At 56.6% G+C, this 23300-nt stretch carries 23 protein-coding genes; 16 read left to right on the forward strand and 7 right to left on the reverse strand.

The window, feature by feature from the left end:
* Nucleotides 1–112 precede the first annotated feature (112 nt).
* The 11 genes from METFOR_RS11755 to METFOR_RS11805 all read left to right on the forward strand — a co-directional run bounded on the left by METFOR_RS11755 (nucleotide 113) and on the right by METFOR_RS11805 (nucleotide 10433).
* Complete coding sequence (locus METFOR_RS11755) at nucleotides 113–646, forward strand: helix-turn-helix domain-containing protein (RefSeq protein ID WP_015286371.1); 534 nt, start codon at nucleotides 113–115, stop codon at nucleotides 644–646.
* 44 nt (nucleotides 647–690) lie between these two features.
* Nucleotides 691–2172, forward strand: coding sequence for an argininosuccinate lyase (argH, locus tag METFOR_RS11760; protein ID WP_048111382.1), 1482 nt, complete (start codon nucleotides 691–693; stop codon nucleotides 2170–2172).
* Nucleotides 2169–3407: a Glu-tRNA(Gln) amidotransferase subunit GatD gene (gatD, locus tag METFOR_RS11765; protein WP_048110981.1), complete on the forward strand. Its 1239-nt coding sequence runs from the start codon at nucleotides 2169–2171 to the stop codon at nucleotides 3405–3407. Before argH ends, gatD begins: the two co-directional genes overlap by 4 nt.
* Nucleotides 3397–5247 (forward strand): Glu-tRNA(Gln) amidotransferase subunit GatE, encoded by a 1851-nt coding sequence (gene gatE / locus METFOR_RS11770; RefSeq protein ID WP_015286374.1) that lies wholly within the window; start codon nucleotides 3397–3399, stop codon nucleotides 5245–5247. Before gatD ends, gatE begins: the two co-directional genes overlap by 11 nt.
* A gap of 134 nt (nucleotides 5248–5381) precedes the next feature.
* Complete coding sequence (locus METFOR_RS11775) at nucleotides 5382–5705, forward strand: DUF5350 domain-containing protein (protein ID WP_015286375.1); 324 nt, start codon at nucleotides 5382–5384, stop codon at nucleotides 5703–5705.
* 146 nt (nucleotides 5706–5851) lie between these two features.
* Entirely contained in the window at nucleotides 5852–6208 is a 357-nt protein-coding gene (locus tag METFOR_RS11780; protein ID WP_048110982.1) for a hypothetical protein, read from the forward strand.
* Nucleotides 6195–6722: a nitroreductase family protein gene (locus METFOR_RS11785; RefSeq protein WP_015286377.1), complete on the forward strand. Its 528-nt coding sequence runs from the start codon at nucleotides 6195–6197 to the stop codon at nucleotides 6720–6722. Before METFOR_RS11780 ends, METFOR_RS11785 begins: the two co-directional genes overlap by 14 nt.
* Nucleotides 6723–6731: 9 nt before the next feature.
* Nucleotides 6732–7070 (forward strand): DUF555 domain-containing protein, encoded by a 339-nt coding sequence (locus METFOR_RS11790; RefSeq protein WP_015286378.1) that lies wholly within the window; start codon nucleotides 6732–6734, stop codon nucleotides 7068–7070.
* Nucleotides 7067–7957 carry a carbohydrate kinase family protein gene (locus METFOR_RS11795; protein WP_015286379.1) on the forward strand — a complete coding sequence of 297 codons (891 nt, stop codon included), beginning with the start codon at nucleotides 7067–7069 and terminating at the stop codon, nucleotides 7955–7957. The genes METFOR_RS11790 and METFOR_RS11795 overlap by 4 nt, the downstream gene beginning before the upstream one ends.
* Before the next feature lie 10 nt (nucleotides 7958–7967).
* On the forward strand, nucleotides 7968–8624 hold the full coding sequence (locus METFOR_RS11800; RefSeq protein ID WP_015286380.1) for a diphthine--ammonia ligase: 657 nt from the start codon (nucleotides 7968–7970) through the stop codon (nucleotides 8622–8624).
* Nucleotides 8625–10433 carry a DUF2070 family protein gene (locus METFOR_RS11805; protein ID WP_015286381.1) on the forward strand — a complete coding sequence of 603 codons (1809 nt, stop codon included), beginning with the start codon at nucleotides 8625–8627 and terminating at the stop codon, nucleotides 10431–10433.
* Between the two features lie 265 nt (nucleotides 10434–10698).
* Here METFOR_RS11805 and METFOR_RS16080 read toward each other — a convergent pair whose 3' ends face one another.
* Entirely contained in the window at nucleotides 10699–10824 is a 126-nt protein-coding gene (locus METFOR_RS16080) for a hypothetical protein (RefSeq protein WP_267878658.1), read from the reverse strand.
* Here METFOR_RS16080 and METFOR_RS16225 point away from each other — a divergent pair.
* On the forward strand, nucleotides 10792–11103 hold the full coding sequence (locus METFOR_RS16225; RefSeq protein WP_083883436.1) for a zinc ribbon domain-containing protein: 312 nt from the start codon (nucleotides 10792–10794) through the stop codon (nucleotides 11101–11103). The genes METFOR_RS16080 and METFOR_RS16225 overlap by 33 nt on opposite strands.
* On the opposite strand, the gene METFOR_RS15445 is transcribed toward METFOR_RS16225, so the two are convergent.
* The gene (locus tag METFOR_RS15445) at nucleotides 10985–11449 is read right to left on the reverse strand and encodes a hypothetical protein (protein WP_052310796.1); all 465 of its coding nucleotides are present in this window, start codon (nucleotides 11447–11449) and stop codon (nucleotides 10985–10987) included. The two genes, METFOR_RS16225 and METFOR_RS15445, sit on opposite strands and share 119 nt — an antisense overlap.
* Nucleotides 11450–11463: 14 nt before the next feature.
* Nucleotides 11464–11676 carry a potassium channel family protein gene (locus METFOR_RS14700; protein ID WP_052310797.1) on the reverse strand — a complete coding sequence of 71 codons (213 nt, stop codon included), beginning with the start codon at nucleotides 11674–11676 and terminating at the stop codon, nucleotides 11464–11466.
* 116 nt (nucleotides 11677–11792) lie between these two features.
* Here METFOR_RS14700 and METFOR_RS11820 point away from each other — a divergent pair, with 116 nt between their 5' ends.
* The gene (locus tag METFOR_RS11820; protein ID WP_015286382.1) at nucleotides 11793–12317 is read left to right on the forward strand and encodes a YeeE/YedE thiosulfate transporter family protein; all 525 of its coding nucleotides are present in this window, start codon (nucleotides 11793–11795) and stop codon (nucleotides 12315–12317) included.
* A 9-nt stretch (nucleotides 12318–12326) separates the two neighbouring features.
* A complete protein-coding gene (locus METFOR_RS11825; protein WP_015286383.1) occupies nucleotides 12327–12884 on the forward strand; it encodes a YeeE/YedE thiosulfate transporter family protein in 558 nt (185 codons plus the stop codon).
* Nucleotides 12885–14062: 1178 nt separating this feature from the next.
* On the opposite strand, the gene METFOR_RS15660 is transcribed toward METFOR_RS11825, so the two are convergent.
* The 4 genes from METFOR_RS15660 to METFOR_RS11845 are packed head-to-tail and all read right to left on the reverse strand — an operon-like array spanning nucleotide 14063 to nucleotide 15760.
* Nucleotides 14063–14212 carry a hypothetical protein gene (locus METFOR_RS15660; protein ID WP_015286384.1) on the reverse strand — a complete coding sequence of 50 codons (150 nt, stop codon included), beginning with the start codon at nucleotides 14210–14212 and terminating at the stop codon, nucleotides 14063–14065.
* A gap of 11 nt (nucleotides 14213–14223) precedes the next feature.
* Complete coding sequence (locus METFOR_RS11835; protein ID WP_015286385.1) at nucleotides 14224–14487, reverse strand: hypothetical protein; 264 nt, start codon at nucleotides 14485–14487, stop codon at nucleotides 14224–14226.
* Nucleotides 14484–15395 carry an ArdC family protein gene (locus METFOR_RS11840; RefSeq protein WP_015286386.1) on the reverse strand — a complete coding sequence of 304 codons (912 nt, stop codon included), beginning with the start codon at nucleotides 15393–15395 and terminating at the stop codon, nucleotides 14484–14486. Before METFOR_RS11840 ends, METFOR_RS11835 begins: the two co-directional genes overlap by 4 nt.
* Nucleotides 15392–15760: a hypothetical protein gene (locus METFOR_RS11845; RefSeq protein ID WP_015286387.1), complete on the reverse strand. Its 369-nt coding sequence runs from the start codon at nucleotides 15758–15760 to the stop codon at nucleotides 15392–15394. The genes METFOR_RS11840 and METFOR_RS11845 overlap by 4 nt, the downstream gene beginning before the upstream one ends.
* 1236 nt (nucleotides 15761–16996) lie before the next feature.
* On the opposite strand from METFOR_RS11845, the gene METFOR_RS11850 reads away from it, so the two are divergent.
* Entirely contained in the window at nucleotides 16997–20233 is a 3237-nt protein-coding gene (locus METFOR_RS11850; RefSeq protein ID WP_199483991.1) for a helicase-related protein, read from the forward strand.
* 49 nt (nucleotides 20234–20282) lie between these two features.
* On the forward strand, nucleotides 20283–23270 hold the full coding sequence (locus METFOR_RS11855) for a DUF1156 domain-containing protein (protein ID WP_015286389.1): 2988 nt from the start codon (nucleotides 20283–20285) through the stop codon (nucleotides 23268–23270).
* Nucleotides 23271–23300 lie beyond the last annotated feature (30 nt).

The following is a 23300-nucleotide window of genomic DNA, read 5'->3' on the forward strand; positions in this document are numbered from 1 at the left end:
ACAATAAGAGAGGTTTTTTGGCATTACTGTCCATTTTCCCCGGTTTTCACCCGGCGCATTTTAGGACAAAAAGAAAATATTTTTCTTTGATTGGCCCTTTTGTGTCTATCATATGGTACAGGTGGACCCGATTGACCGGATCATGCGCGCTGCACTCGTCTCGGACGAGGAGTTCGTTACGGCCTTAAACGACCTCCTCAGGCACGACCTGCGGATCAGCGTGCGGGAACTCTCGGAGAAGAGCGGGATCGCCCAGAGCTCGCTCTACAAGATCCTGCACGGGCGGAGGTCGCCCAACCTCTCGACCCTGCGGGCGATCGTCAGGGCCCTGCGGCAGCTCTACCACGTAGGGAACGAGGACTTCATCGGCCTCATCGCTGCACGCCCGGTGCTCGAGAGCGTAGAGGAACGGATGGCGGAGATCGACGGCCACCGCATGCGGGTGCGGGAGTATCCTGTCCACACGATGGAGGACGCAATCGTTGCCGCGGTCCGGGCTGAGCGGGAAGGGGCGATCGCGATCGTCTGTGCCCCGATCGTCTCGAGCATCATCGAGCAGCTCGTGCACGTCCCGGTTGCGACCATCATCCCCCGGGAGTCCGTGCAGCAGGCGATCGAGCTCGCGGCACGCAAGGCGTGGCTTTAATGGCATTATGACCAATAATAACGGTAATGAAAAAGGGTGAACGGATGCGAACGGATGTTGTGAGGCGGGGGCGCCTCTCCGGAGAGCGGGACTCCGACATGCAGGAGTTCCTCTCCTCGATGGACGCGGACCGCTATCTCGCGGAGGCCGACCTGCTCGTGGACATTGCCCACGTGCTGATGCTCGACCGGCAGAAGATCAATGAGCGGAAGACCACAAAGCAGATCCTTAAGGTGCTGCTGAAGCTCGCCGACAAGGGGATACCGGAGGACGTCTTCGACGATCGGTTCGAGGACGTGCACGCGGGGATCGAGTCACTTGTCATCGAAGCTGCGGGGCCGGAAGCCGGGGGACGGATGCACATGGCCCGGTCGAGAAATGACGAGGTCGCGACCTGCATCCGGATCGCCCTGCGGGAGAAACTGCTCTTCCAGATGATCCTCATTGCGGGGCTGCGGGACATCCTCCTTGAGCTTGCAGAGAAGCACACGGAGAATATCATGCCGGGGTTCACCCACCTCCAGCACGCCCAGCCAACTACCCTTGCCCATCACCTCCTTGCCTACGAACAGGCATTCAGCCGGGACTTCGACCGGCTGAAGGACGCGTACGCCCGCGTCAACCTGTGCCCGCTGGGCGCAGCCGCGTTCGCCTCCACCGGCTACCCCATTGACCGGGAGTACACCGCATCTCTCCTCGGGTTCGACGGGCTTGTCGAGAACAGCATGGACGCTGTCGCCACCCGGGACTTCGCGCTCGAAACCCTTGCCGATCTCTCCATCCACATGGCGAACACGAGCCGGCTCTGCGAGGAGCTTGTGATCTGGAGCACCTCGTTTGTGAAGTTCGTGGAGATGGACGACACCTACTGCTCCACCTCGTCCATCATGCCCCAGAAGAAGAACCCGGACACCGCCGAGATCATGCGGGCGAAGACCGGCACGGTCTTTGGTTCTCTTGCAGCCGCGTTCACCATCACAAAGGGCCTGCCGATGAGTTACAACCGCGACCTCCAGGAACTGACGCCAAACCTCTGGCGCGGGGTGCACAGCGCGGGGATCAGCACGTGGATCCTCCTTGGCATGCTCGAGACCGCGAAATTTGACACAAAGCGGATGCGGGAGGAGGCAGGACAGGGCTTCTCCACGGCAACGGAACTTGCCGACACGCTCGTGCGCTCGTACGACATCCCGTTCCGCACGGCACACTCGATCGTAGGCCGGGCGGTGCAGAAGGGCAGCCTCACGCTTGCAACCCTCGAAAAGGCAGCCACCGAAGTTGCACCGGGAATTTCACTGAAGAAGATGGGGCTCACCCAGAAAGAGATAACCGAAGTCCTTGATGCAGGCTATTCGGTTGCTGTCCGGGACATTATCGGCGGACCGGCGCCGAAGGCGACAAAGAAGGCAATTGCCGCCCGGAAGAAACAGGCAGCAAAGGACAGTGAACTCATCCGGGAAAAGTTCACGAACCAAAAAAAGAGATCCACTGACCTCACCGACACAGCACGGAGGCTGGTAGCATAACAACAGAGTTCGTATCCGGGGATATCGTACAGTGTGCCTATGGCGGAAAGCTGCTGGAGGGGATTTACATCACCGGGCGGGACGGCATGGCCGTCATCAAGCTCGGATCGGGCTACAATATCGGCGTGCCGCCACAGGCCTGCACGTTCGTGGAGCGCCCGGCACCTGCCAGAGTAAAACCATACGAGGTTACGCAGAACAGCAGCCTCCCCAATCTTTCGATCGTCTCGACGGGCGGCACGATAGCAAGCCGGATCGACTACCGCACCGGCTCGGTCACGAGCCAGTTCAATGCAAGCGACATCCTTGTTGCCATCCCGGAACTTGCCTCGATTGCCAATTACCGGACGATCCCGCTCGCCACCATCCTCTCGGAGAATATGACGCCCGCCATCTGGCAGCAGCTGGCCCGGGCGGTGTACGAGGAGATCAAAAGGGGCGCAAAGGGCATCATCGTCACCCACGGTACCGACACCATGGCGTACAGCGCTGCAGCGCTCAGCTTCATGCTCGACACCCCGGTGCCGATCGTCTTTGTCGGTTCGCAGCGCTCGGCCGACCGGCCTTCGAGCGACAATGCCATGAACGCGGTCTGTGCGGCGGCAGCAGCAACAAGCGATCTCGGCGAGGTCGCAGTCGTGATGCACGCGACCACGAACGACGACACCTGCGCTATCCACCGGGGCACCCGGGTCCGCAAGATGCACACCTCCCGGCGCGATGCATTCCGGAGCCTCGGTGCTGACGCCATCGGGAGCATTGAGTACTCTTCACGGAAGGTGACGCTTGCTCCGGATGCGGTCAAACGCGGGACGCACAAACTGGCCCTCCGCGACCAGCTCGACCCGCACTGCGCCCTCATCCAGTTCTTCCCGGGATTGTCACCCGATATCCTGAAGGCGTACGAGGGATACCACGGGCTCGTCATTGCAGGAACGGGGCTCGGGCATACGAGCACAGCGCTCATCCCCGGGCTGAAACGCCTCGCAGAGGGCGGGACGCTCATTGTCATGACCTCGCAGTGCATGCACGGCCGGGTCTGCGACCGGGTGTACGACACCGGCCGCGACCTGCTTGCTGCCGGCGTCATCGAGGGCGGCGACATGCTTCCCGAGGCGGCACTCGTCAAGCTGATGTGGGTGCTGGGCAATGAGAAGGACAAAACGAAAGCGGCTGCCATGATGCAGACCGCTCTCAAAGGCGAGTGCACGCGGAGGAGCGGCCATGGATTATAAGAAGGCCGGCCTGGTTGCCGGGATCGAGATCCACCAGCAGCTCGACACAGCGGAGAAGCTCTTCTGCCACTGCCCCACAACGCTCCGCGAGATTGCGGAGCATAACGGCGAGTTCTCGCGCTACCTGCGGGCGACCGTCTCCGAGATGGGCGAGATCGACCGGGCGGCAAAAGAGGAGATGAAGAGCGACCGAAAGTTCCTCTACTATGCGTACGACACCACCTGCCTGGTAGAGAATGACGAGGAGCCCCCGGCACCGATGAACGATGAGGCACTCTCGGTTTGCCTCACCATCGGGAAGATGTTTGGCATGACGCCCGTCCCGCAGGTGCACACGATGAGGAAGCTCGTCATCGACGGCTCCAACACCAGCGGGTTCCAGCGGACGGCGCTCGTTGCCCTGAACGGGAAACTGCCGAACAGCGGGGAGATCGAGACGATCTGCCTCGAGGAGGAGGCCTGCCAGCGGGTGAAGGACGAGGTCTTTTCCCTGGACCGGCTCGGCATCCCCTTAATCGAGATCACCACATCGCCCTGCATGCACACTCCCGAGGATGTGCAGAAGGTGGCGGAGTATATCGGCATGGTGCTCCGCTCAACGGGCAAGGTCAAGCGCGGCATCGGGACGATCCGGCAGGACGTCAACATCTCGATCGCGGCCGGCGCCCGCGTGGAGATCAAGGGTGTGCAGGAACTGGACCTGATTGCCGAAGTGGTCCGGCGCGAGGTGCAGCGGCAGACGAACCTGCTCGCTATCCGCGACGAACTGAAGGGCCGCGGCGCAACAATCGGTGCAACAACCGGGACTGATGTGACGGAGCTCTTCAAAGAGACGAAGTCCGCAGTGCTGAAGAAGGCAAAGAAGATCCACGCCATCGTGCTCCCGGGCTTTGCGGGCCTTGTCGGCCGCGAGATCCAGCCGGAGCGGAGGCTCGGGAGCGAGATGTCCGATTACGCCAAGAAGTGCGGCGTGGGCGGGATTTTCCACACGGACGAGCTGCCGGCCTACGGCGTCACCGCAGAAGAGGTCGCAATGATCCGTACGCACCTGAAGGCCGGAGAGAGGGACTGCGTCATCATTGCGTCCGGCACAAGCGAGAAACAGGCTTCCTGTGCCATTGCCCAGGTCGTGACAAGGGCGCAGATCGCGCTCTCCGACAAGCCGGTTCCCGAAGAGACGCGGAAGATGCTCGAATCGGGAAGCACCGCATATATGCGCCCGCTGCCGGGCGCTGCCCGGATGTACCCGGAGACGGACGTGCTCCCGGTTACCATCAGCGAGGCACGCTGGAATGCGGTGAAGATTCCCGAGCTCCTGACGGCCCGGGCAGAGCGGTACGCAAAGGAGTACGAGATCGAGCTGCCGTACGCCCTCCAGCTGGCCGGCTCCGAGAAGCTCCCGCTCTTCGAGCGGGCAGTGAAAGAAGGCATCAGGGCCAAGCTCGCGGCGTTCACTATCCTCTCGACCGCAACAGAGTTGCGGAGGGACGGCATCGACATCGCGAAAATCCCCGACCAGGCATATCTTGATACCTGGCATGCCGTTGAGGGAGGGAAGGCCGCACGCGAGGCAATTCCCGAGATCTTCCGGAGCATTGCGGCCGGCAGCTCCTTTGAGGAGTCCTTAAAGAAACTGGCGCCCGCAGTCTCGCGCGAAGAACTCGAAGCGATTGTCCGGAAGATTATTGCCGAACGCTCGGACTTTGTCGCGCAGAAGGGCAAAGGGGCGCTCGGGCCCTTAATGGGCGTGGTTATGGCAGAGGTGCGGGGCTCCGTTGACGGGAAACTGGTCAGCGAGGTCCTGAGAAAGGAGATCGAGCGGGCATCAGGAACCAAGTAACTCTCCTGGCCTGATGGCCACTCGGAAGTCGAAGATTTTCCTCATGGAAAATCTTCTCCTCCTCGTGGTTCTTCGAACCACTCGGAGCCTAAAGGTTTATCACAGGCACGGACGAATAAAGTAAGGAGTTTATTATGGGCAAGACAGGCACAACCCTCTGGGCTCAGGTAAAAGGCGTAAAGGGCCAGATCCGGCTCGTCCCCAAGAAGGAGGGCGAGGCAAAAACCCCGGGTCCAAACCAGCGCTTCAAGGCAGGAGCAAAAGTACAGCAGCTTGACATGATCGCCGAGGCACAGGGAGGCCGCGGCGGTGCACGTGGCGGACGCGGCGGCAGGCGCGGCGGCGACCGCTCGGGCGGCTCGGGCATGAATGAGTCCACCGCAAACCCCATGATCCGCCGGCACATGAAGCGGGCAAAGGTCTCCGCGCTCGGTGCAAAGGCCAAGTCTTCCCGGTAATCCTTTTTTTATAACGGGCCCATCATGGGTTGAGGTTCCCTAAAAATACCTCAAACAATCTTTTCCTGAACATTTCTCCTGCAGGCTTACCACCCGCTTCATTCCGCCAAGGATAACTATCTTTTATCCCAATGACTATGGTGACTATGGATCTTCCAACTGCAGTCAAGAATTACCAGTTCGGCGAACGGGCAAAATCCGAGCTGATCATGGTGTCCCAGCTCTGTGTTGCGCTCACCGGGTTCAAGGACCCGGAAAAGACCGGGGCCCGCCGCATGCTCATCATGGTGATGGAGGCAACAAGGGCCGAACTCCAGTTTGCGGTCCACAGTACTGGTCATTCGTCATTCCAGAAGGCAATCAATTCCTTAAGCGAAGCGATCTCCCTTGTCGAGAGCGACCAGCCGGACCAGGCATCGCTGAAGATCGGGGCGGCTGTCAGCGCCGCGACAACGCCGGCGCAGGAAGCATGGCAGGTACTCTCGGAACATGGACTCCTCTGATTTTTACGCGTTCCTTGCCGGGCGGGCATCGGTCCGGGACTTTACGGGCGAGCCCGTATCGGGAGAGGATCTCGATTACCTCCTGAAATGCGCAAGCACCGCCCCGAGCGCTGGGAACCTGGAGGCGTGGGACGTGGTTGTGGTGACGGAAGAGGAGACCCGGGAAGCACTCGCTGAGGCCGCATTTAACCAGGAGCATGTCGGGCAGGCACCGCTCATCCTTATTGTCTGCTCGAACTATGTCCGCTCCATGTCGCGGTACGGGGAGAGGGGGATCCTCTATGCGCTGGAAGACGCAACGATCGCCTGCACGTATATGATGCTTGCCGCCCGGGCCCGGGGCCTCGAAAGCTGCTGGACCGGTGCGTTCGACGATGAGGGCGTACGCGAGGTCCTGGACCTGCCGCAACACCTCCGGCCTGTTGCCCTGCTGGTCGTGGGGAAGGGAAAAGAGCCCGCACAGTCGCCGCCACGGATGGCTGTCGGGGAGCACGTACATCACGAGAACTGGTGAGGAAATAGTATGGGAGATTACCTGGTTACTATGGAAGCGGCATGGCTTGTCCGCGATGTCAAGACGCTGGACGACGCCATCGGGATCGCGATCAGCGAGGCAGGCAAACGCCTGAACCCGGCCGCAAAATTCGTTGAAGTTGAGGAAGGGTTCCTGACCTGCCCGTACTGCGAGGAGACGCTCTCGAGCGCGATCGTTGTCGCCGACACCGCGCTCGTCGGGCTCGTCCTGGAGATGAAAGTCTTCAGGGCCGAAAGTAAGGAGCATGCCGAGCGGATCGCAAAGTCGACCATCGGCAAGGCTCTCCGCGACGTGCCCTTAAAACTCGTGGATGTGCAGGAACTATGATCCATATCGTCGGCCACACGGCCATCGACCACATATCGAAAGTAGCCCACTTACCGGAGAAGAACTGCTCGACCCATATCACCGACCGCCAGATCTATTATGGCGGCGGGGCGGCTAATATCGCGGCCGGTATCGCCATGCTCGGTGAGAAGGTAACGCTCCACTCCTGCGTGGGGAGCGACTTTAAAGGCAGCGACTATGACCGGTGGATGACAAAACTCGGCGTTGGCCAGCAGTTCTTTATTGTGCCGGACGCCCACACGCCCACGGCCTTCATGTTCACCGACGAAACGGGCGACCAGATGACCTTCTTTGAATGGGGTGCGTCAAGGGCGTTCCGGACCTCCGAGGCACCGGCCCTCCCGCTCGTCCACATGGCAACCGCAGACCCGGAATTCAACTGCCGAGTTGCCGACAAGGGCGAATTCGTCTCATTCGACCCGGGGCAGGATGTCTTCTGGTACAATAAAGAGCAGCTGGATTCGATCATCTCGAATGCGGACATCCTCTTCGCCAACCAGCACGAAGTGAAGCAGATGTGCGAAACGCTCGGGATCACGAGGGATGCCCTCATTGCCCGGGTCGGCATGGCCATCTTCACCATGAGCGGGGATGGGAGCACGCTCTACACGAAGGGAAAGGAGCACTTCATCCCGGTCGTTCCGGTCACTCTTGCCGATCCCACCGGTGCCGGCGATTCGTACCGGGCCGGGTTCCTCTCCGCGTATGTGCGGGAGTACGACCCGCTTACCTGCTGTAAGATCGGGACTGTTACCGCATCGCATGTCGTAGAACACGTGGGATGCCAGACCCACCTGCCCACGTGGGACACCATGGAAGCCCGGTATAAGAAGAACTTCGGGGAACTGCCGGCCCCAAAACAGTAGGAGAAGAAGAATGAGCTGGGCGGCGCTGACATCCGGAGGAAAAGACTCGATCCTCTCGTGCCAGAAGGCCATTGATAGCGGAAAGGATGTCCGGTATCTCGTAACCGCCCGGCCAAAGAACCGCGACTCCTACATGTTCCACTCGGCAAACCTCGACATTGTGCCGGTCATCGCGAAGGTCGCGGGCATTGAGTACGTGGAGATTGCCACCGAGGGGAACAAGGAGGAGGAACTCAAGGACCTGGAAACAGGCCTTGCAGCGCTCGATGTTGAGGGCGTGGTAGCCGGTGCGGTGGCCTCGGAGTACCAGGCTGCCCGCGTGAAGGCGATCACTGACAGGCTCGAGTTGGAACTATTCACCCCGCTCTGGCACATGGATCCGGAGGCCCTCCTCCATGAGGTGGCAGAGCGGCTGGACGCCCGGATCATCGTCACGGCAGCGGAAGGGCTCGATGCCAGCTTCCTCGGCGCACGGTTTGACGACGCCCTCATCCGCCGGCTCAAACGTATTGCCGCAACCCGACGCATCAACATTGCCGGCGAGGGTGGGGAGTACGAGAGCATCACACTCAATGCCCCGTTCTACTCCCGCCCGGTCACCTACGCGACCGCACACGTCCGGTCGGAAAACGACCGCCACGAACTGGTCCTCGGAGGTTTTGCATAAATGTCGCAGGGACACGATGTACGGCTCGGGCAGCTCACGAAATACATCTTCACCGCACCCACGTGGCAGCGGTCGCTCATCTTAATCATCCTCCTCGGCCTTATCATCGACGGAGCGAACGCCCGGGCATGGCTGAGCCTGCCCTCATCGGGGATCATCGCGTTCCCCGTCCCGGACCTCCTCTCCGACCTCTTCCCCCTGCCGGAGAAGTTCCTCTTTTCGGGTACGATCGCGTTCACCATCCCCGCCATTGCCGCATTCGTGCTGACAAAACCGATCATCGAGTGGAGCGGCAAGACCATGACCTGGAACCGCTCGGCCCTGCTTGCGCTTGCCTGCACGGTCTTTGCAGTCATCATCACGCTTGCCTCGATAGCTGTCTCGATTACCCACCTCCCGCTCTTCTATGCCATCTCGCTCGGGTTCATCTTCGGGCTCCGACTCTTCGTGCTGGTCGCTATCGCGGACTACCGCGTGCCGTGGATGGTGCTTCCGGCCATCACGCAGAGTGGAATCGGGATCCTTGCCGGCATGCTCCTTTTCTCCTCCTCGTTTGCCATCTTCGCGCTCGTCCTCCACCTTGTCTTTGGGCTGGGTTTTGCCATCCTCATCTGGATGATCGAGCGCCCGCTGAAAAAAGCATTCAAAATACGGGGGCTCGCGTTCATCAACGCGTTCATCGCCCACATGACGGACGGCTCGAAGGGCATGGAGGACTTCTTCCGGGAGATTGGCGAAGAGATCTTTGTCCCGCAGGTGAGTTTCTTCTTCCGTCGCGGGAAGAAGAAGTCGGTCATGTTCACGGTCCCCAACCTCCATCCCGGGCCCATGGGCGAGATCGGCGGGGGAAACCTCCCCAAAATCCTGCACGAGAGCATGGAGGACGAGACCCTGGTGGCACACGGGTGCGCCACGCACGACTTCAACCTCGTCTCCGAGTCCGAGAGTAACAAGGTGATCGCGGCTTTGAAAGAGTCACGGACGAACCTCGCCTATTCGGCCGGGACGGGCAGGTCTGCGATCGTAACGGTCGGGACGGTCACCGTGCTCTGCCAGAAGTTCGGGGACTCGGTGCTCCTTGTCACGACCCGCTTCCCGCACCGGACCGAAGACGTGGACTTCTCGATCGGATCCACCATCATGGCAGAGGGGCACCGCTGGTTCCCCCATGTTGCGGTCGTGGATGCGCACAACTGCATGACCGATCTTTCGTCGCCGGTCCTCCTCGCCACGCTGACCGCACAGGAGTACCAGAAGGCAGCCATGGATGCGATGGAGGTGTGCCGCGCTGCTCCCCTCCACCCGTTCCGGATCGGCGTCTCGCAGGTCACGGTCCCGTACACCCGGGAGCAGGGCTTCGGGGACCTCGGCATTCAGGTGATGCTTGTGGAGGCAGACGGCCAGAAGACCGCCTACATCTTAATTGACGGCAACAACATGGCAGCCGGTGTCCGTGAGGTTATCCTGAAGGAAGTCCGCACTCTCGTAGACAACGCGGAGGTGATGACCACTGATTCGCACGTCGTGAACACCATCACCGGCAAGAACCCGATAGGGCTGAATGTCCAGGTCGAAGAGTTCCTCCCCCACATCATGCAGGCCGTCCGGGTGGCTATCGACGATCTCACCCCTGCCGAAAGCGCTGCTGCAACGGCGCACTGCGAGCATATCGTGGTCTTCGGCTCCAACCGGATCTCGCAGCTTGCAAGCACGGTAAACGCGATGCTCGTATTCGTTGCGCCGCTCTCGCTTGCGATGCTGCTCCTTGCCTTCCTCCTCTCGCTTGTCGCCTATGCGGTGATGGTCTGAGCAAACGGGGAAAACCTGTTTTTTTGGAGCCCATGGAAATTGCAGAGAGTACTGGGTTCCCCTGCAGCCTTTTTTTAAATCCTGCATGGATCATCACCCTTTTTTGAATCCGGGGCCCCTGAGGACCACAGCCTATATTCGTGAGGAGAGAAGTATTCACCTGTAACGGAGGAGAGTTAACAAAACAGATCTGTTCATGAAGTCAATGTTGTTTTGTACTGTGGTTGAACTCCAGACTTGGGTATAACAGGAGATCAGATTTCATTCATCCACATCCCTGACGACCCACTGGATCGGCGTTGATCTCAACACCACCGGCCACATTGCCGTTGCCGCCGACCCGAAGAGTGGGAAAGTAATGAAACTCGGGAAAAACATCCACTATGTCCATTCGCACTCCACAAAAAACTGCACAAAACACTACAAAGAAGGAAAACACTGGAAACTCAAAAAAGCCAAGACCCGCAAACGAAAAAAATTCAAGTCGGCACTCCATACCATCTGCCGTCAGATCGTTTCCTTTGCCGAGGCGCTCGATCGCGGGATCCCGGTCATCTACGTGAACCCGGAGTATATGTCCAAGCGGTGCAGCCGCTGCGGGCACTTCGGGCGGAGGACACGGAAGCATTTCGAGGCCCGTACTGCGGTTTTGTCGCGCACGCCGAAGTGAACGCGGCATTCAACATCGCGACTACATCATCCAGGATCATCAGGAGAAAGCCCTTCTTCTCTTTGAGGAACTGGTAGAGTTCGTCCATGGGCACGGCGCAGCTGTCGATGGTGTAGGTGTGCTTCTCGATCAGGGTACGCGCTTTGGAAAAATCGGCATCGATCCAGTTGTTTGAGACGACCAGGGCCGAGCGGATTTCGGCTGCGGCCGGGTCGCTGGAACTCATGATCTTCAAAAGATTCGTGCCGACCTCCGAGAAGAAGAGCCCGATGATCATGTTCAGTTTCTCAAACTGGCTCCTGCGTTCCCTTTCATCGATCATGGACTCGATGGAGTTTGCTGCCACGCCGACAAAACAGCCTACTCCGGTGATGATGGCAAGCGTGAGGATCTTGCCCGGGACCGTCCGGGATGGATGTCACCGTAGCCCACGGTCGCGACGGTTACGATGAGAAAATAGAAGGCGTCAAAGGGATGCATCCCTTCCGCAAGGCTGATGCCGAGAGTTCCGAGGCATACTACCGAGAGGAAGACCATGATATAGACACGGAACCGGAACGAGATCTGTTTCATTGCTGATCGGGTACTTGTCGCGGCCGGTTAAGAAATGTTCGGTACGGGCAGGAGAACCTGATGTCAGCGTGAAAGGGTATAAGTGCGGAGAGCGCCCCGTTCCATGCAGGAATACCATGATCGAATGGTTCACCATGGCAAGCTGGTCACCGTACCTTGCCGGCGCGGGGATCGGGGTCCTGATCTGGACAGTATTTGTGCTCTCCGACCACCCGCTTGGGTGCTCAACGGGCTTCTCGAGCACGGCCGGCATGGTAGAGGCGGGGCTCTCGGGCGGGAAGACACGGGAGATGCCGTATTACCAAAAGTTCGTCCCGTGCATTGACTGGTACTGGGTGCTCATTATCGGGATTGTGATCGGAGCGTTCCTCTCGTCATTCTTGTCCGGCACGTTCGGAATCGTAGCGGTGCCCCCGTTCTTTGCTGCGGCCGTTGGGCCGGATGCGGCATTCCGGTTCGCTGCTGCACTCATCGGGGGGATCCTTGTCGGCCTTGGGGCACGCTGGGCCGGGGGCTGCACCTCCGGGCACGGCATCTCGGGAACACTCCAGCTCGCCCTCTCAAGCTGGGTTGCGGCTGCCTGCTTCTTCATCGGAGGGATCCTGGTGGCGGGGCTGCTGTTCGGGTTCCGGTTCCCGTGAGGTGGAGAGATGTCCATTGAAACCATCAGGAACAACAGGAATGTCCAGGTGCTCCTCGGGCTTCTGACCGGCATCGCGTTCGGCTTCCTGCTCCAGAAAGCCGGAGTGACAAATTATGACATGATCATCGGGCAGCTCCTCCTCACGGACTTTACGGTCGTCAAGGTGATGCTCTCGGCCGTGCTCATCGGCATGATCGGAGTCTATGCCATGAAGTTGGCGAGAATTGCACACCTTCACTGCCGGAGTGGATCAATCGGCTCAACGGTAGTCGGTGGCCTTATCTTCGGGGCCGGTTTTGCCCTGCTCGGGTACTGTCCCGGCACGGCCGCAGGTGCAGTCGGGACCGGGGCGCTGGACGCATTCTTCGGGGCCGTCGGGATAGCAATCGGGGCCGGGATCTTCGCACGCCTTTACCCGATCCTCGCGAGTACCATCCTGAACCGCGGCGCTTTCCCGGCCGAGACGGTGCCGGAACTGATCGGGATTCGACCTGTTGTGGTTGTTGCGGGCGTTGCGGTAATGATCCTTTTGCTGTTCTGGATATTCCGGGTGTACGGGATATGACAAAATCAGGGAATTGCAGGAAATAGTGAGGGGGAATCGCTTTTTTCAAAGCGAAATCCTGTGAAAGAGTGTATGAACAGAGTACCCCCGACCAGATTCCTGACAATAAGTTAGAATCTTTTACAATCCGGGACCGTGACGCGCTGTTTTACAGTCTTCCGGACCGCCCCGCCCCTACCCCTCCCCACCACGCCGAGGGGAGGGAGAGCGCATTGTTGAGCCGGTCCGCGGAGCAGGTGCGAGTGCGCCGAAGGTGCACGAAGCGTGCGGAGCGGGGCGGCGATCCACACGGCAATGAACTACTTTTTTTGTATCTCCGCAGTAATCAGATGACTGCAGAAGGGAAGTTCTTCCCGAAACAAACTGCACTCGATATTTTTACAGGGAATAAGGAACGGGTTTGCAAACGGATCCTGCTGGCGCTCTTCATCAGTGAGATGTAACCCGCACCAAAGGAATACCATGCCCTGAATTTAGCTCGCGAGATTATGTGAGGATGGCGAGGGCGTTGTGAAACTATTCCTGGGCGGCTGGCATGAAGACGCTCGGTCATGTTCGTCTCCACGGGCTTGCGCCCGTTCCGCTCACATCACCTCCCTGTTCTCCGGGGTTGTCCTGTTGATAGGATGACGCCCCTGGCTTGTCGCGTTGCTCCGGCACCAGCGGCTGCTCCGGCCCGCTCCTCACACCATGCTCCGCATCGTGTTCGTCGCTGTTGATCGGGCATATGCTGTACGTTCAGTGACTCACTCGCACGACGCACAGGGGGCTCGGACTCGCCGCTGATGCGGCTCATTACCTTCGCGCCCCTGTCGCGGTGCTCGTTCGGGCCACTGCGGCCACGACCCACCGCCCGCTTCGCTCCTCCCGCCCTTGAAAGGGCGGGCAGTCAGATGCGATAACCACGGGGGAAGGTTTCCGGTTGGGGGTGGGTGGATGCGAGCCGAAACACGGCGACCTTCGCCGTGTCGCGCGAGCATCGGGCGGGCCCAGGAAGATCAGAGCAGCCCAACAAAACAGGCACACGGGAGCGCGGCGGGGGGCGGGAGAAGGCGAGCCGGATACGGGACCGCAGGGCGGGCCCGTCGCGCGAGCCTTCGGGGTGGGCCTACTTTTGCCAAGAAAGATAATGCCGGGCGTCGATTATGTACCAACCCGGCAGGGCTCTTTGATTGGCGTCACGGTGTCCCTGTCCGGGCCACCTTTTTCCTGTACCAGAAAATGATCCTCTTCTTCACCCGGTGCAGCCACCAGCGCAGGCTTTTCACCAGCCCAAAAATAGTTGATCGTTTTTTCCGGTACTCCCAGAGTTTTTTACGACTGATCATGGGATACCTCATCACTGAGTGGGGATCCCACTCGGCAGCGGATCGCAGGCCCACGCGATCGCGTCCTCCCGGTGCCTCTGTTCCACCAGATTATCTAAGCCCTCCCACGCGGCCCGGGCTTTCCACGATGCGATAATCTCATCGTGCCGGTAGCGGAGATCCTGCGCTTCAGCCTGCAGCATGAATGCCCGGCGCTCTATGACGGGTATCCGGGTTTCGATGCGTTCGAGTTCTTCGAGAACCTTGATCGGCATGGCATCATAAATCGAGGTCATGCCGTCACCTCTTCCGCTGCATCTGTCCCGATTGCGCCGGTGGGGACCGGGGCAGAAGCCCCGATCATGAAATCCGCTGCCTTCTCTGCCCTGCCGGCTGCATACATCACGAGATCGGCATCAGCCTTGATCGCCGTGGCCCAGTTCTGGAGGTATGCCGCCTGATTCTGAATTATCGCCGTTGAGTCGATGCCGGTGAGCGCAGCCAGGTATGCACTCCCGATCTCGGCGACCAGTTCTTCGCGCCCGTAGGTGTCGGACCCGAAGCAGACCGGATCGGTCCTCTTGAACCGGTCGAGCCGGGGCCCGGTGGAGTGGATGCACTCGTGAAACATCGTCGCATAATAGTACTCGGAGGTTCTGAACTGGCCGATCTCCGGGCAGGTGATGATATCCATCTGCGGGGAGTAGGCGGCACGGTTTCCCGCCGTAACCCGTATTGAGTGCCGGTCCGTGTAGTCCTGAATAACTGCATCGCATCCGAGAAGGTGGGCGTTCTCTTTCAGGTCCGGGAGCTTGTAGCCCTTCTCCTGATAATCAGTCTGGGCGATATTGAAAACTACAAAGGCTTTCAGGAAACGGATTTGTTTTTTGTTCTCGGTCTCCTTGCCGTTTTCATCGGTCTTGGTGTCGGTCTTCACGGTCCGGCCTGCGTAGATAATCCCGGTCCCGTGTTCTCCGAACTGGACCTGTAACCCTGCGGCGAGATACTGGCGATAGGTTGCCCAAAAAGGGAGAGGGTAGGAGCTGAGTCCGAGGATCAACCGGTTCAGCCCGGTGTATGCCCTGCCGCTGAAGAGGTTACGCGGGCCGTTCTCCGTCCACGGTTTCAGCCAGGGGATCTTTCCCTCCGAGAGGGATTTTATGATCCTCTCGTTGATCTGTGCTTTTACGTCAGCGGCTTTCATGCGGTCACCCCGACGGGCTGCATAGTCGAGACGTTCGCATATTTCCGCTCGCCCTTGAGCATCCCTTTTACCTGTGCGAGCGGGGCGACGTACTGCACATCGTTGATCGAGATCATCACGGCTTTACCGGACCGGGTGATCCAAGCTTTCCCGACCGGGGCCGCGTCTGCACTCTTCATTACATCCGATATATCGTAGACCGGCGCGGGCCAGTGGTCTTCGAGCCTGCAGACTTCCCCGGCGGGGATAACCGCCTGCATGGTCTTGACATCGATACGGACCGAGCCGTTATAGAGGCGAGCCGCCCCTATGTGCTCGAACTTAACATCTGTTTTTGTGTTTGGCGTCACGGTGATTTTCACCATACATTCATCGACGTTAGAGCATATAACTCTCCGCCGTGCGCAGGGTGAAAGTAAAAGCGGTGCGTTGTCCGATTTGAGAAATAAGGCAATTGCGCAGAATTTAATTTTTATTTTTACGCAAGGCCCGCCCAGGCACACAACGCGACAGGCCGCTGATGCGTCCCGTAACCGCGCCGTGTGACCATCACCCGCCCTCTCGGTTTCCTGTTGGTACGCGATCGCCCCGGTTGGACCCGCCCGACAAAGCGAGCGACCGTCCGCTGATGCGTCCGGTAACCGTCGCTTTGTCCTCCCTCCCCCGACATGAAACCGACCTCCGTCCTATCGCTATGACTGCCCGCCCCTGGGCGGGAGGAGCGAAGCGGGAGGTGGGTAGTGGCCCAGCGGCCCGAGGGAGCGCCGCTTCAGGGTGCGAAGGTAACGAGCCGCATCAGCGGTGAGTCCGAGCCCCTGATGCGTCGCGCGAGCGAGTCACTGAGCGTTATTCACTTGCTCAGTACACAGCGACGAACACGATGCGGAGCATGGTGTGAGGAGCGGGCCGGGGCAGCCGCTGGCGCCGGAGCATCGCGACAAGCCAGGGGCGTCATCCTACCAACAGGACAATCCGGAAAACAAGGGAGGTGATGTGAAGCGAGCCGGAGCATCAGCGAGGACGAGTGAACATGACCGACCGATCTCCTACCAGCCGGACACGATGGTTCCCGCCCTCGGTGTGGTGGGCGGGACTCCAGGGTGGGCGGGACTCCAGGGTGGGCGGTCCGGAGGATAATCACCCGTAGATCGCCGCCCGCGTCGCATGCTTCGCACAGCTTCGCCGTGCTCGCACCGCTCTGCGACCGGCTCTGTACATCTAAAATTTACCATACTTCACTCCCGCCCTTGGCCTCTTGAGCTGAATAATAATACTCTGTGGGAGGCGGGACTTAGATTTTGCTGAAGGGATGATATCTTTTTCAAAATCGAATTCCTAAACCTTTTTCGATTCAAAGACCATGATTAGTAATCGGAGGGAAATTAACGACAGAATCTAATCAGAATACCGGCATCCGGGATTTGCTCAATAAACTTAAACCAAATACCTGCCTGGAAGGGCCCCTTTTTCCTGAACCTATCCAGATTATTACTACGATACCCAAAGGTGACAAATCAATTGAGATTATCGGGGAAGGTCTTCAAACAAAATCGGTTCACCGCAGGACTCTTTCTTATGATCAATTGCCGTCTCTGATTTTTTTGGGAGAACAGGACTCATTTACCGGCGATGCCCGTAAGTTCCGTCTCGGGGTTGAGGCAATACGTCTAGGACTTGCATACGAATACGACCCCTATTTTACCCTCTCTATTGCTCGTATCGATCCTCTCCCTCACCAGCTTGAAGCGGTGTATGATTATTTTCTGAATCTTCCCCGCATACGGTTTCTCCTGGCCGATGACCCCGGTGCTGGTAAAACCATCATGGCCGGACTTCTGATTAAAGAATTAAAAATACGGGGCCTTATAAAACGAATTCTTTTAGTGACACCGGCAAACCTCACATTCCAATGGCAACGTGAGATGCATGAAAAATTCCGCGAATCCTTTAAAATTGTTAATGCTGAGGATCTTCGCTCGATGTATGGCCAGAATCCCTGGCAACAGTATGATCAGGCCGTGACGTCAATTTCATGGGTCTCACGCATTGAAGATGCGAATCAGAGCCTTCTGCGGAGTCATTGGGATCTCATCATCGTCGATGAAGCGCACAAGATGAGTGCTTACAATGAAGATAAAAAGACCCTCGCCTATCAATTGGGCGAACACTTGTCGGAGATGACGGATCATTTTCTGCTAATGACAGCAACGCCCCATAAGGGTGATCCTGATAATTTCCGATTGTTCCTTGAACTGCTTGACAAGGATGTGTATGGAGATATCAAGAGCCTTGAGAAAGCAATCGAGAACCGGAGTGCTCCGTTTTATCTTCGCCGTGTCAAAGAAGCTCTCGTCTCTTTCCCAGATCCAGAAACCGGCAAAACAATCAGTCTGTTTACTAAACGAAACGTCCGGACAATCGGGTTTGAGATCAATGATGAGGAACTCGAATTTTACGATGGACTCACGCGGTTTGTCGAAGACCAGTCAATCAAGGCGGCAGCCGACAATTCTATCCGAGGTAGGGCCCTCGGGTTCACTATGGCAATGTTGCAGCGGCGGTTTGCATCCAGTATGTACGCCGTGAGACGTAGTCTCGAACGGATGAAAGAAAAAAGGGAAATTATTCTCAAAGATCCAGAAGCGTACCGGAAGAAGCAGATAGAGAAGAGAGTCCCCGAGGATTATTACGATCTTACCGATGAAGAGCAACAAGAGGTACTTGCAGAACTGGAAAATGCTGTAATCTCGTACAATCCCGCTGATTTGCGAAGTGAGATAACCACATTGGGTCTCCTAATCGGGCAGGCCAAGGTTCTTGAGAACAAAGAGATCGAAACTAAACTTACCAAACTTCGTGAGGCAATAACCACGCAAGGGATCTTTAAAGATCCGTCAATGAAACTCCTTATCTTCACTGAGCATAAGGACACCCTTGACTATCTCGTTGAAAAGCTACGGGCCTGGGGGCTCACCGTTACACAGATCCATGGAGGAATGAAGGTAGGTAACCGCAATGAACCCGGGACCCGCCTCTGTGCAGAGAAGGATTTCCGAGAGAATTGTCAGATTATGGTTGCGACGGAGGCAGCAGGAGAAGGTATCAATCTCCAATTCTGTTGGTTCATGGTCAATTATGATATACCATGGAATCCGGTCCGGCTTGAGCAGCGGATGGGACGTATCCACCGGTACGGGCAAGAAAAAGATTGCCTGATCTTCAATTTTGTTGCAACCAATACACGCGAGGGGAGAGTTCTTCAAACATTGTTTGATCGGATACGGCAGATTGAAGACGATCTTGATCCTGGCCGCACTGGGAAAATCTTCAACGTTCTCGGTGATATTTTCCCGGCGAATTCACTCGAAAAGATGCTTCGGGATATGTACTCACAGAACCTGCGTCCCGATATGATACTTGATCGGATCGTGGAGGTTGTGGATACCCAGCGGTTTAAGCATATAACCGATTCAGCACTTGAAGGATTGGCAAAACGTGAACTGAACCTGAGCGTGATTGTCGGGAAACGCGAAGAAGCAAAAGAGCGCCGGCTTGTTCCAGAGGTTATCGAGGACTTCTTCATCCAGTCAGGAGCAGTATGCGGAGTTGTTCCCAAGGAGACTTCCCATGGTTCGCATATGTATCGGTTGGGGAAAATTCCCAGAAGCCTGCAGATTGTGGGTGAGAGGCTGGAACCCCGGTACGGAACGCTGGGAAAAGAGTACCAGAAGATTGCCTTTAGCAAAGATATCCTGAAAAAGGATAGTACGGTCGAATGGGTGACACCCGGTCATCCGCTGTTCGAATGTGTCCGAGAGGATCTCCAGGAACAAGTCCAGAAAGATCTTCGGGAGGGGGCGGTCTATTATGATCTGAATCGCACTCTTCCTGCACTCCTCGATGTTTTCTCTGCATCCGTAAAGGATGGGTTGGGTAACAGTATTCACCAACGCCTTTTCGTTGTTGAAACGTTCCAAGGCGGTTTGATGAACATCCGTCAGCCCACTATGTTTCTGGATCTCCAGCCTGCAGAAACCGGAGCAGATGTACCAGATATCGCGATCATGCCCCAGCCTGCACAGATTGAATCCTATCTCCTCGACAATAATCTCCAGACATTCCTGAATGAAGTGAGACAGGAACGGCTGAGACAGACAGCAACCATTGAGCGACACATCGAGATCAGCTTAAAGGAATTAATCAATCGTCAGAATACCCGGTTGATTGATCTCTTTGCGCGGCAGCAGAGTGGGGTGTCCGATTCCTTACTTCCTGCAAATATCAAGACAACGCAGGACCGTCTCGATGAGCTGAATAACCGACTTGACCGGAGAAGAAAAGAACTGGAGCAGGAACGGACATGTAGCATCGGTGAGATCCGGCATCTTGGCCGGGCGTGGGTGCTCCCCCATCCAGAGCGAAAATCCCCTGGCATGGTAATGATGGTCAGAGATGACGAGATAGAACGAATTGCTGTGCAAGCCGTTATACGCCAAGAGGAAGCGAGAGGCTGGAAGGTTCAGAGTGTAGAGACAGAAGACCGAGGATTCGATCTCATCTCCCGTAAGCCCCACCCTGAAGATCCCAGCACTGCAATAGAAGTGCGGTTTATTGAAGTGAAAGGACGGGCATCGATTGGTGAGGTTGCTCTCTCATCCAATGAATACAAGACCGCCAGCCGTTTGAAAAATGATTACTGGCTCTATGTGGTATTCAATTGTGCAACAAACCCGGAGATCACTATCGTGCAGGACCCCGCCCGGCTCGGATGGCAGCCACTCGTGAAGATCGAACATTATCATATCGGAGCGGATAAAATACTGGGGGCAAAACAATGATTCTGATCAATTATTTCTCTGTAGACAATTACGACGGACAGGAATTCTCATGACCTCACCCCCTTACCCCAAACGCCTCATCGAAGTCGATCTCCCGATCAAGAAAATCAGTGTGCACGCCCGTCGGGAAAAAGCAATCCGTCACGGCCACATCTCGACGCTGCATATCTGGTGGGCTCGCCGTCCGCTTGCAGCCTGTCGGGCAGTGATCTGTGCAGCTCTCTGGCCAGACCCAGCTGATCAACTCTGCCCGGAATCATTCAAAGCAGAAGCAAAGAAACAGATGATGCAGTTCTGGAACCAAGCAGATACAGAGTCCCGAATCATTAACCATCCACTTGAACTCCGTACAGCACTTCTTGATTTCATTGCTGATTTTGCGAACTGGGACAACTCAACTGATATGCGGTATTTGAATACGGCACGGGCACTAACGCAATCAGCGCATGAAGCATTGGGTGGGAAGCCAGGTTCTCGCCCGCTAGTTGTAGACCCGTTTGCTGGAGGGGGATCAATCCCACTCGAAGCACTTCGCACTGGGGCCGATGCATATGCGAGTGATCTCAACCCGGTTGCGGTGCTGCTCAATAAGGTATTACTTGAATATATCCCGAAGTACGGGGAGTTACTCCCCGACGAGGTGGCGAAATGGGGCAAGTGGATGAAAGTAGAAGCGGAAAAAGAACTCGCGGAGTATTATCCAAAAGATCCAGGCGGTGCGACACCAATTGCCTACCTCTGGGCGAGGACGATCACCTGCGAGGGTCCGGGATGCGGGGTGGAGGTTCCGCTTATCCGTTCGCTTTGGCTTGCAAAGAAGTCTAACCGTTCCGTCGCCCTCCAGCTTATTCCAAATCCTGTTGAGAAGCGAGTAGATATTGAAATTATCCGCGATGCAAAGGCCGCTGAGGTGAAGAGTGGCACAGTGAAGCGGGGTTCGGCGACATGCCCCTGCTGCGGATATACTACTCCAGTGGCGTCAGTGCGGAAACAGCTCAAGGCTCGGCATGGCGGGACTGAAGACGCCCGAATGTTCTGTGTAGTGACGACGAAAACCTCCGAGCAAGGACGGTTCTATCGGTTACCTACACAGAGAGATCTTGATGTGGTACGGCGAGCGAAGGAAGAACTGGAGCGAAGGAAGAAGGCGTGGACAGGTGAGTTGAGTCTTGTCCCGAGTGAATCCACGACGCATTATCATACTTTTGTTAATCGGGGATCAATTTATGGAATGAATACCTGGGATAATTATTTTACATCTCGACAGTTGTTATCTCTTTCATATTTGGTTAATTTGGTAAATAAAGTACGAAATAAAAGTATTTCCACTGGAAATAAAGGGGTGGAGATTCCACTACAGACTTGTTTGGCATTTATCGTCGATAAATTAGCAGATAAAAGTAGTTCGTTGTGTCGTTGGAAATCATCCGCGGAATACATGGCGGGAAATACATTTAGCAGACAAGCATTGCCAATGGTTTTCGATTTTTGCGAGACAAATCTTTTCGGTGATGTAACAGGAGATATTAATTCCGAAGTTGTTTGGCTTGAAAAGATGCTACGACATGGGTGTTCATCACTAGATCATCAAGGTCATGTAGAACTAGCTTCTGCAACTTCTCATCCATTACCCAGCGATTCAGTTCAAGGATTTGTAACCGATCCCCCGTATTACTACTCAGTTCAATATGCGGATCTTTCAGACTTTTTTTATGTATGGCTTCATCGTAGTTTAGGCGCACTCTATCCAGAACTTTTTACCACTCAGTTCACTCCCAAAAATGATGAGATTATTGTTCAATCCCCTGGGCATGAATTTGCTGCAGAAGGAAAAAATAAAAAATTTTATGAATCACGAATGCACGTGGCGATGGAAGAGGGGCGTCGAATTCTTGCTCCTAATGGGATTGGAGTTATCGTTTTCGCTAATACATCAACGTCCGGATGGGAGACGATGCTTCAATCACTTGTTGAATCCGGCTGGGTGATTGTCGGATCCTGGCCAATCGATACAGAAATGGCTCAACGGATATTAGCACAGAACCGGTCGGTTCTCGCCTCCTCTATCCACCTCGTCTGTCGTCCACGCGAGACTCCTGATGGTTCCGTTCGTAGCGATGATGTGGGCGACTGGCGGGATGTACTCCACGAACTCCCGATCCGGATCCATGAATGGATGCCCCGGCTTGCTGCAGAAGGGGTTGTCGGTGCAGATGCGATCTTTGCTTGCCTCGGCCCCGCACTCGAAATTTATTCTCGATATTCCCGAGTGGAGAAGCCAAATGGGGAACAGGTGTTGCTTCACGAATATCTGGAGAAAGTCTGGGAAACGGTCGCACGGGAGGCACTCACAGTTATCTTCAAAGATGTCGATACGAGCGGGTTTGAAGAGGATGCCCGGCTCACGGCAATGTGGCTCTGGACACTCTTTGCAAACAGTGGGGAAATAAACGGGGTGGCAGCATCAGAGCAAGACGATGATGACACCGTAGATGAGGATGAGAAGAGCACCGGGAAAAAGAGCGGGGCAAAGAGCGGGTTTATCCTTGATTACGATACAGCTCGTAAAATTGCCCAGGGGCTCGGGGCTCATCCGGATGAGATGAAGACACTGGTTGATGTCAAGGGCGATACAGCCCGGCTCCTGCCGGTCTCGGAGCGGGCACAATTTCTCTTCGGGAAACAGGGTGTTACAAAAATCCCTATAGTTGCGAAGAGGAAAGGCAAGCAGTTAACGCTCGGCGAATCAACCGGGGACGGAGCTGATGATGCAGTCATTTCAGCAAAAGCCTCCATGGAGGGAGATTTTGACCTCGTGCTCGGGAAGACCGTGCTTGACAGTGTTCATCAGAGCATGCTCCTCTTCGGTGCCGGACGGAGCGATGCTCTCAAGACATTCCTTGTCGATAACGGAGCCGGCAAAGATCCCCGGTTCTGGCGGCTGGCACAGGCACTGTCGGCGTTGTACCCGAAATCGTGTGAAGAGAAGCGGTGGGTTGATGGGGTGCTCGCGAGGAAGAAGGGATTGGGGTTGTGATTAAAAATCAGAGGCGGCTTTAGTACTTCC

Source organism: Methanoregula formicica SMSP, assembly GCF_000327485.1.
Lineage (GTDB): Archaea > Halobacteriota > Methanomicrobia > Methanomicrobiales > Methanospirillaceae > Methanoregula > Methanoregula formicica.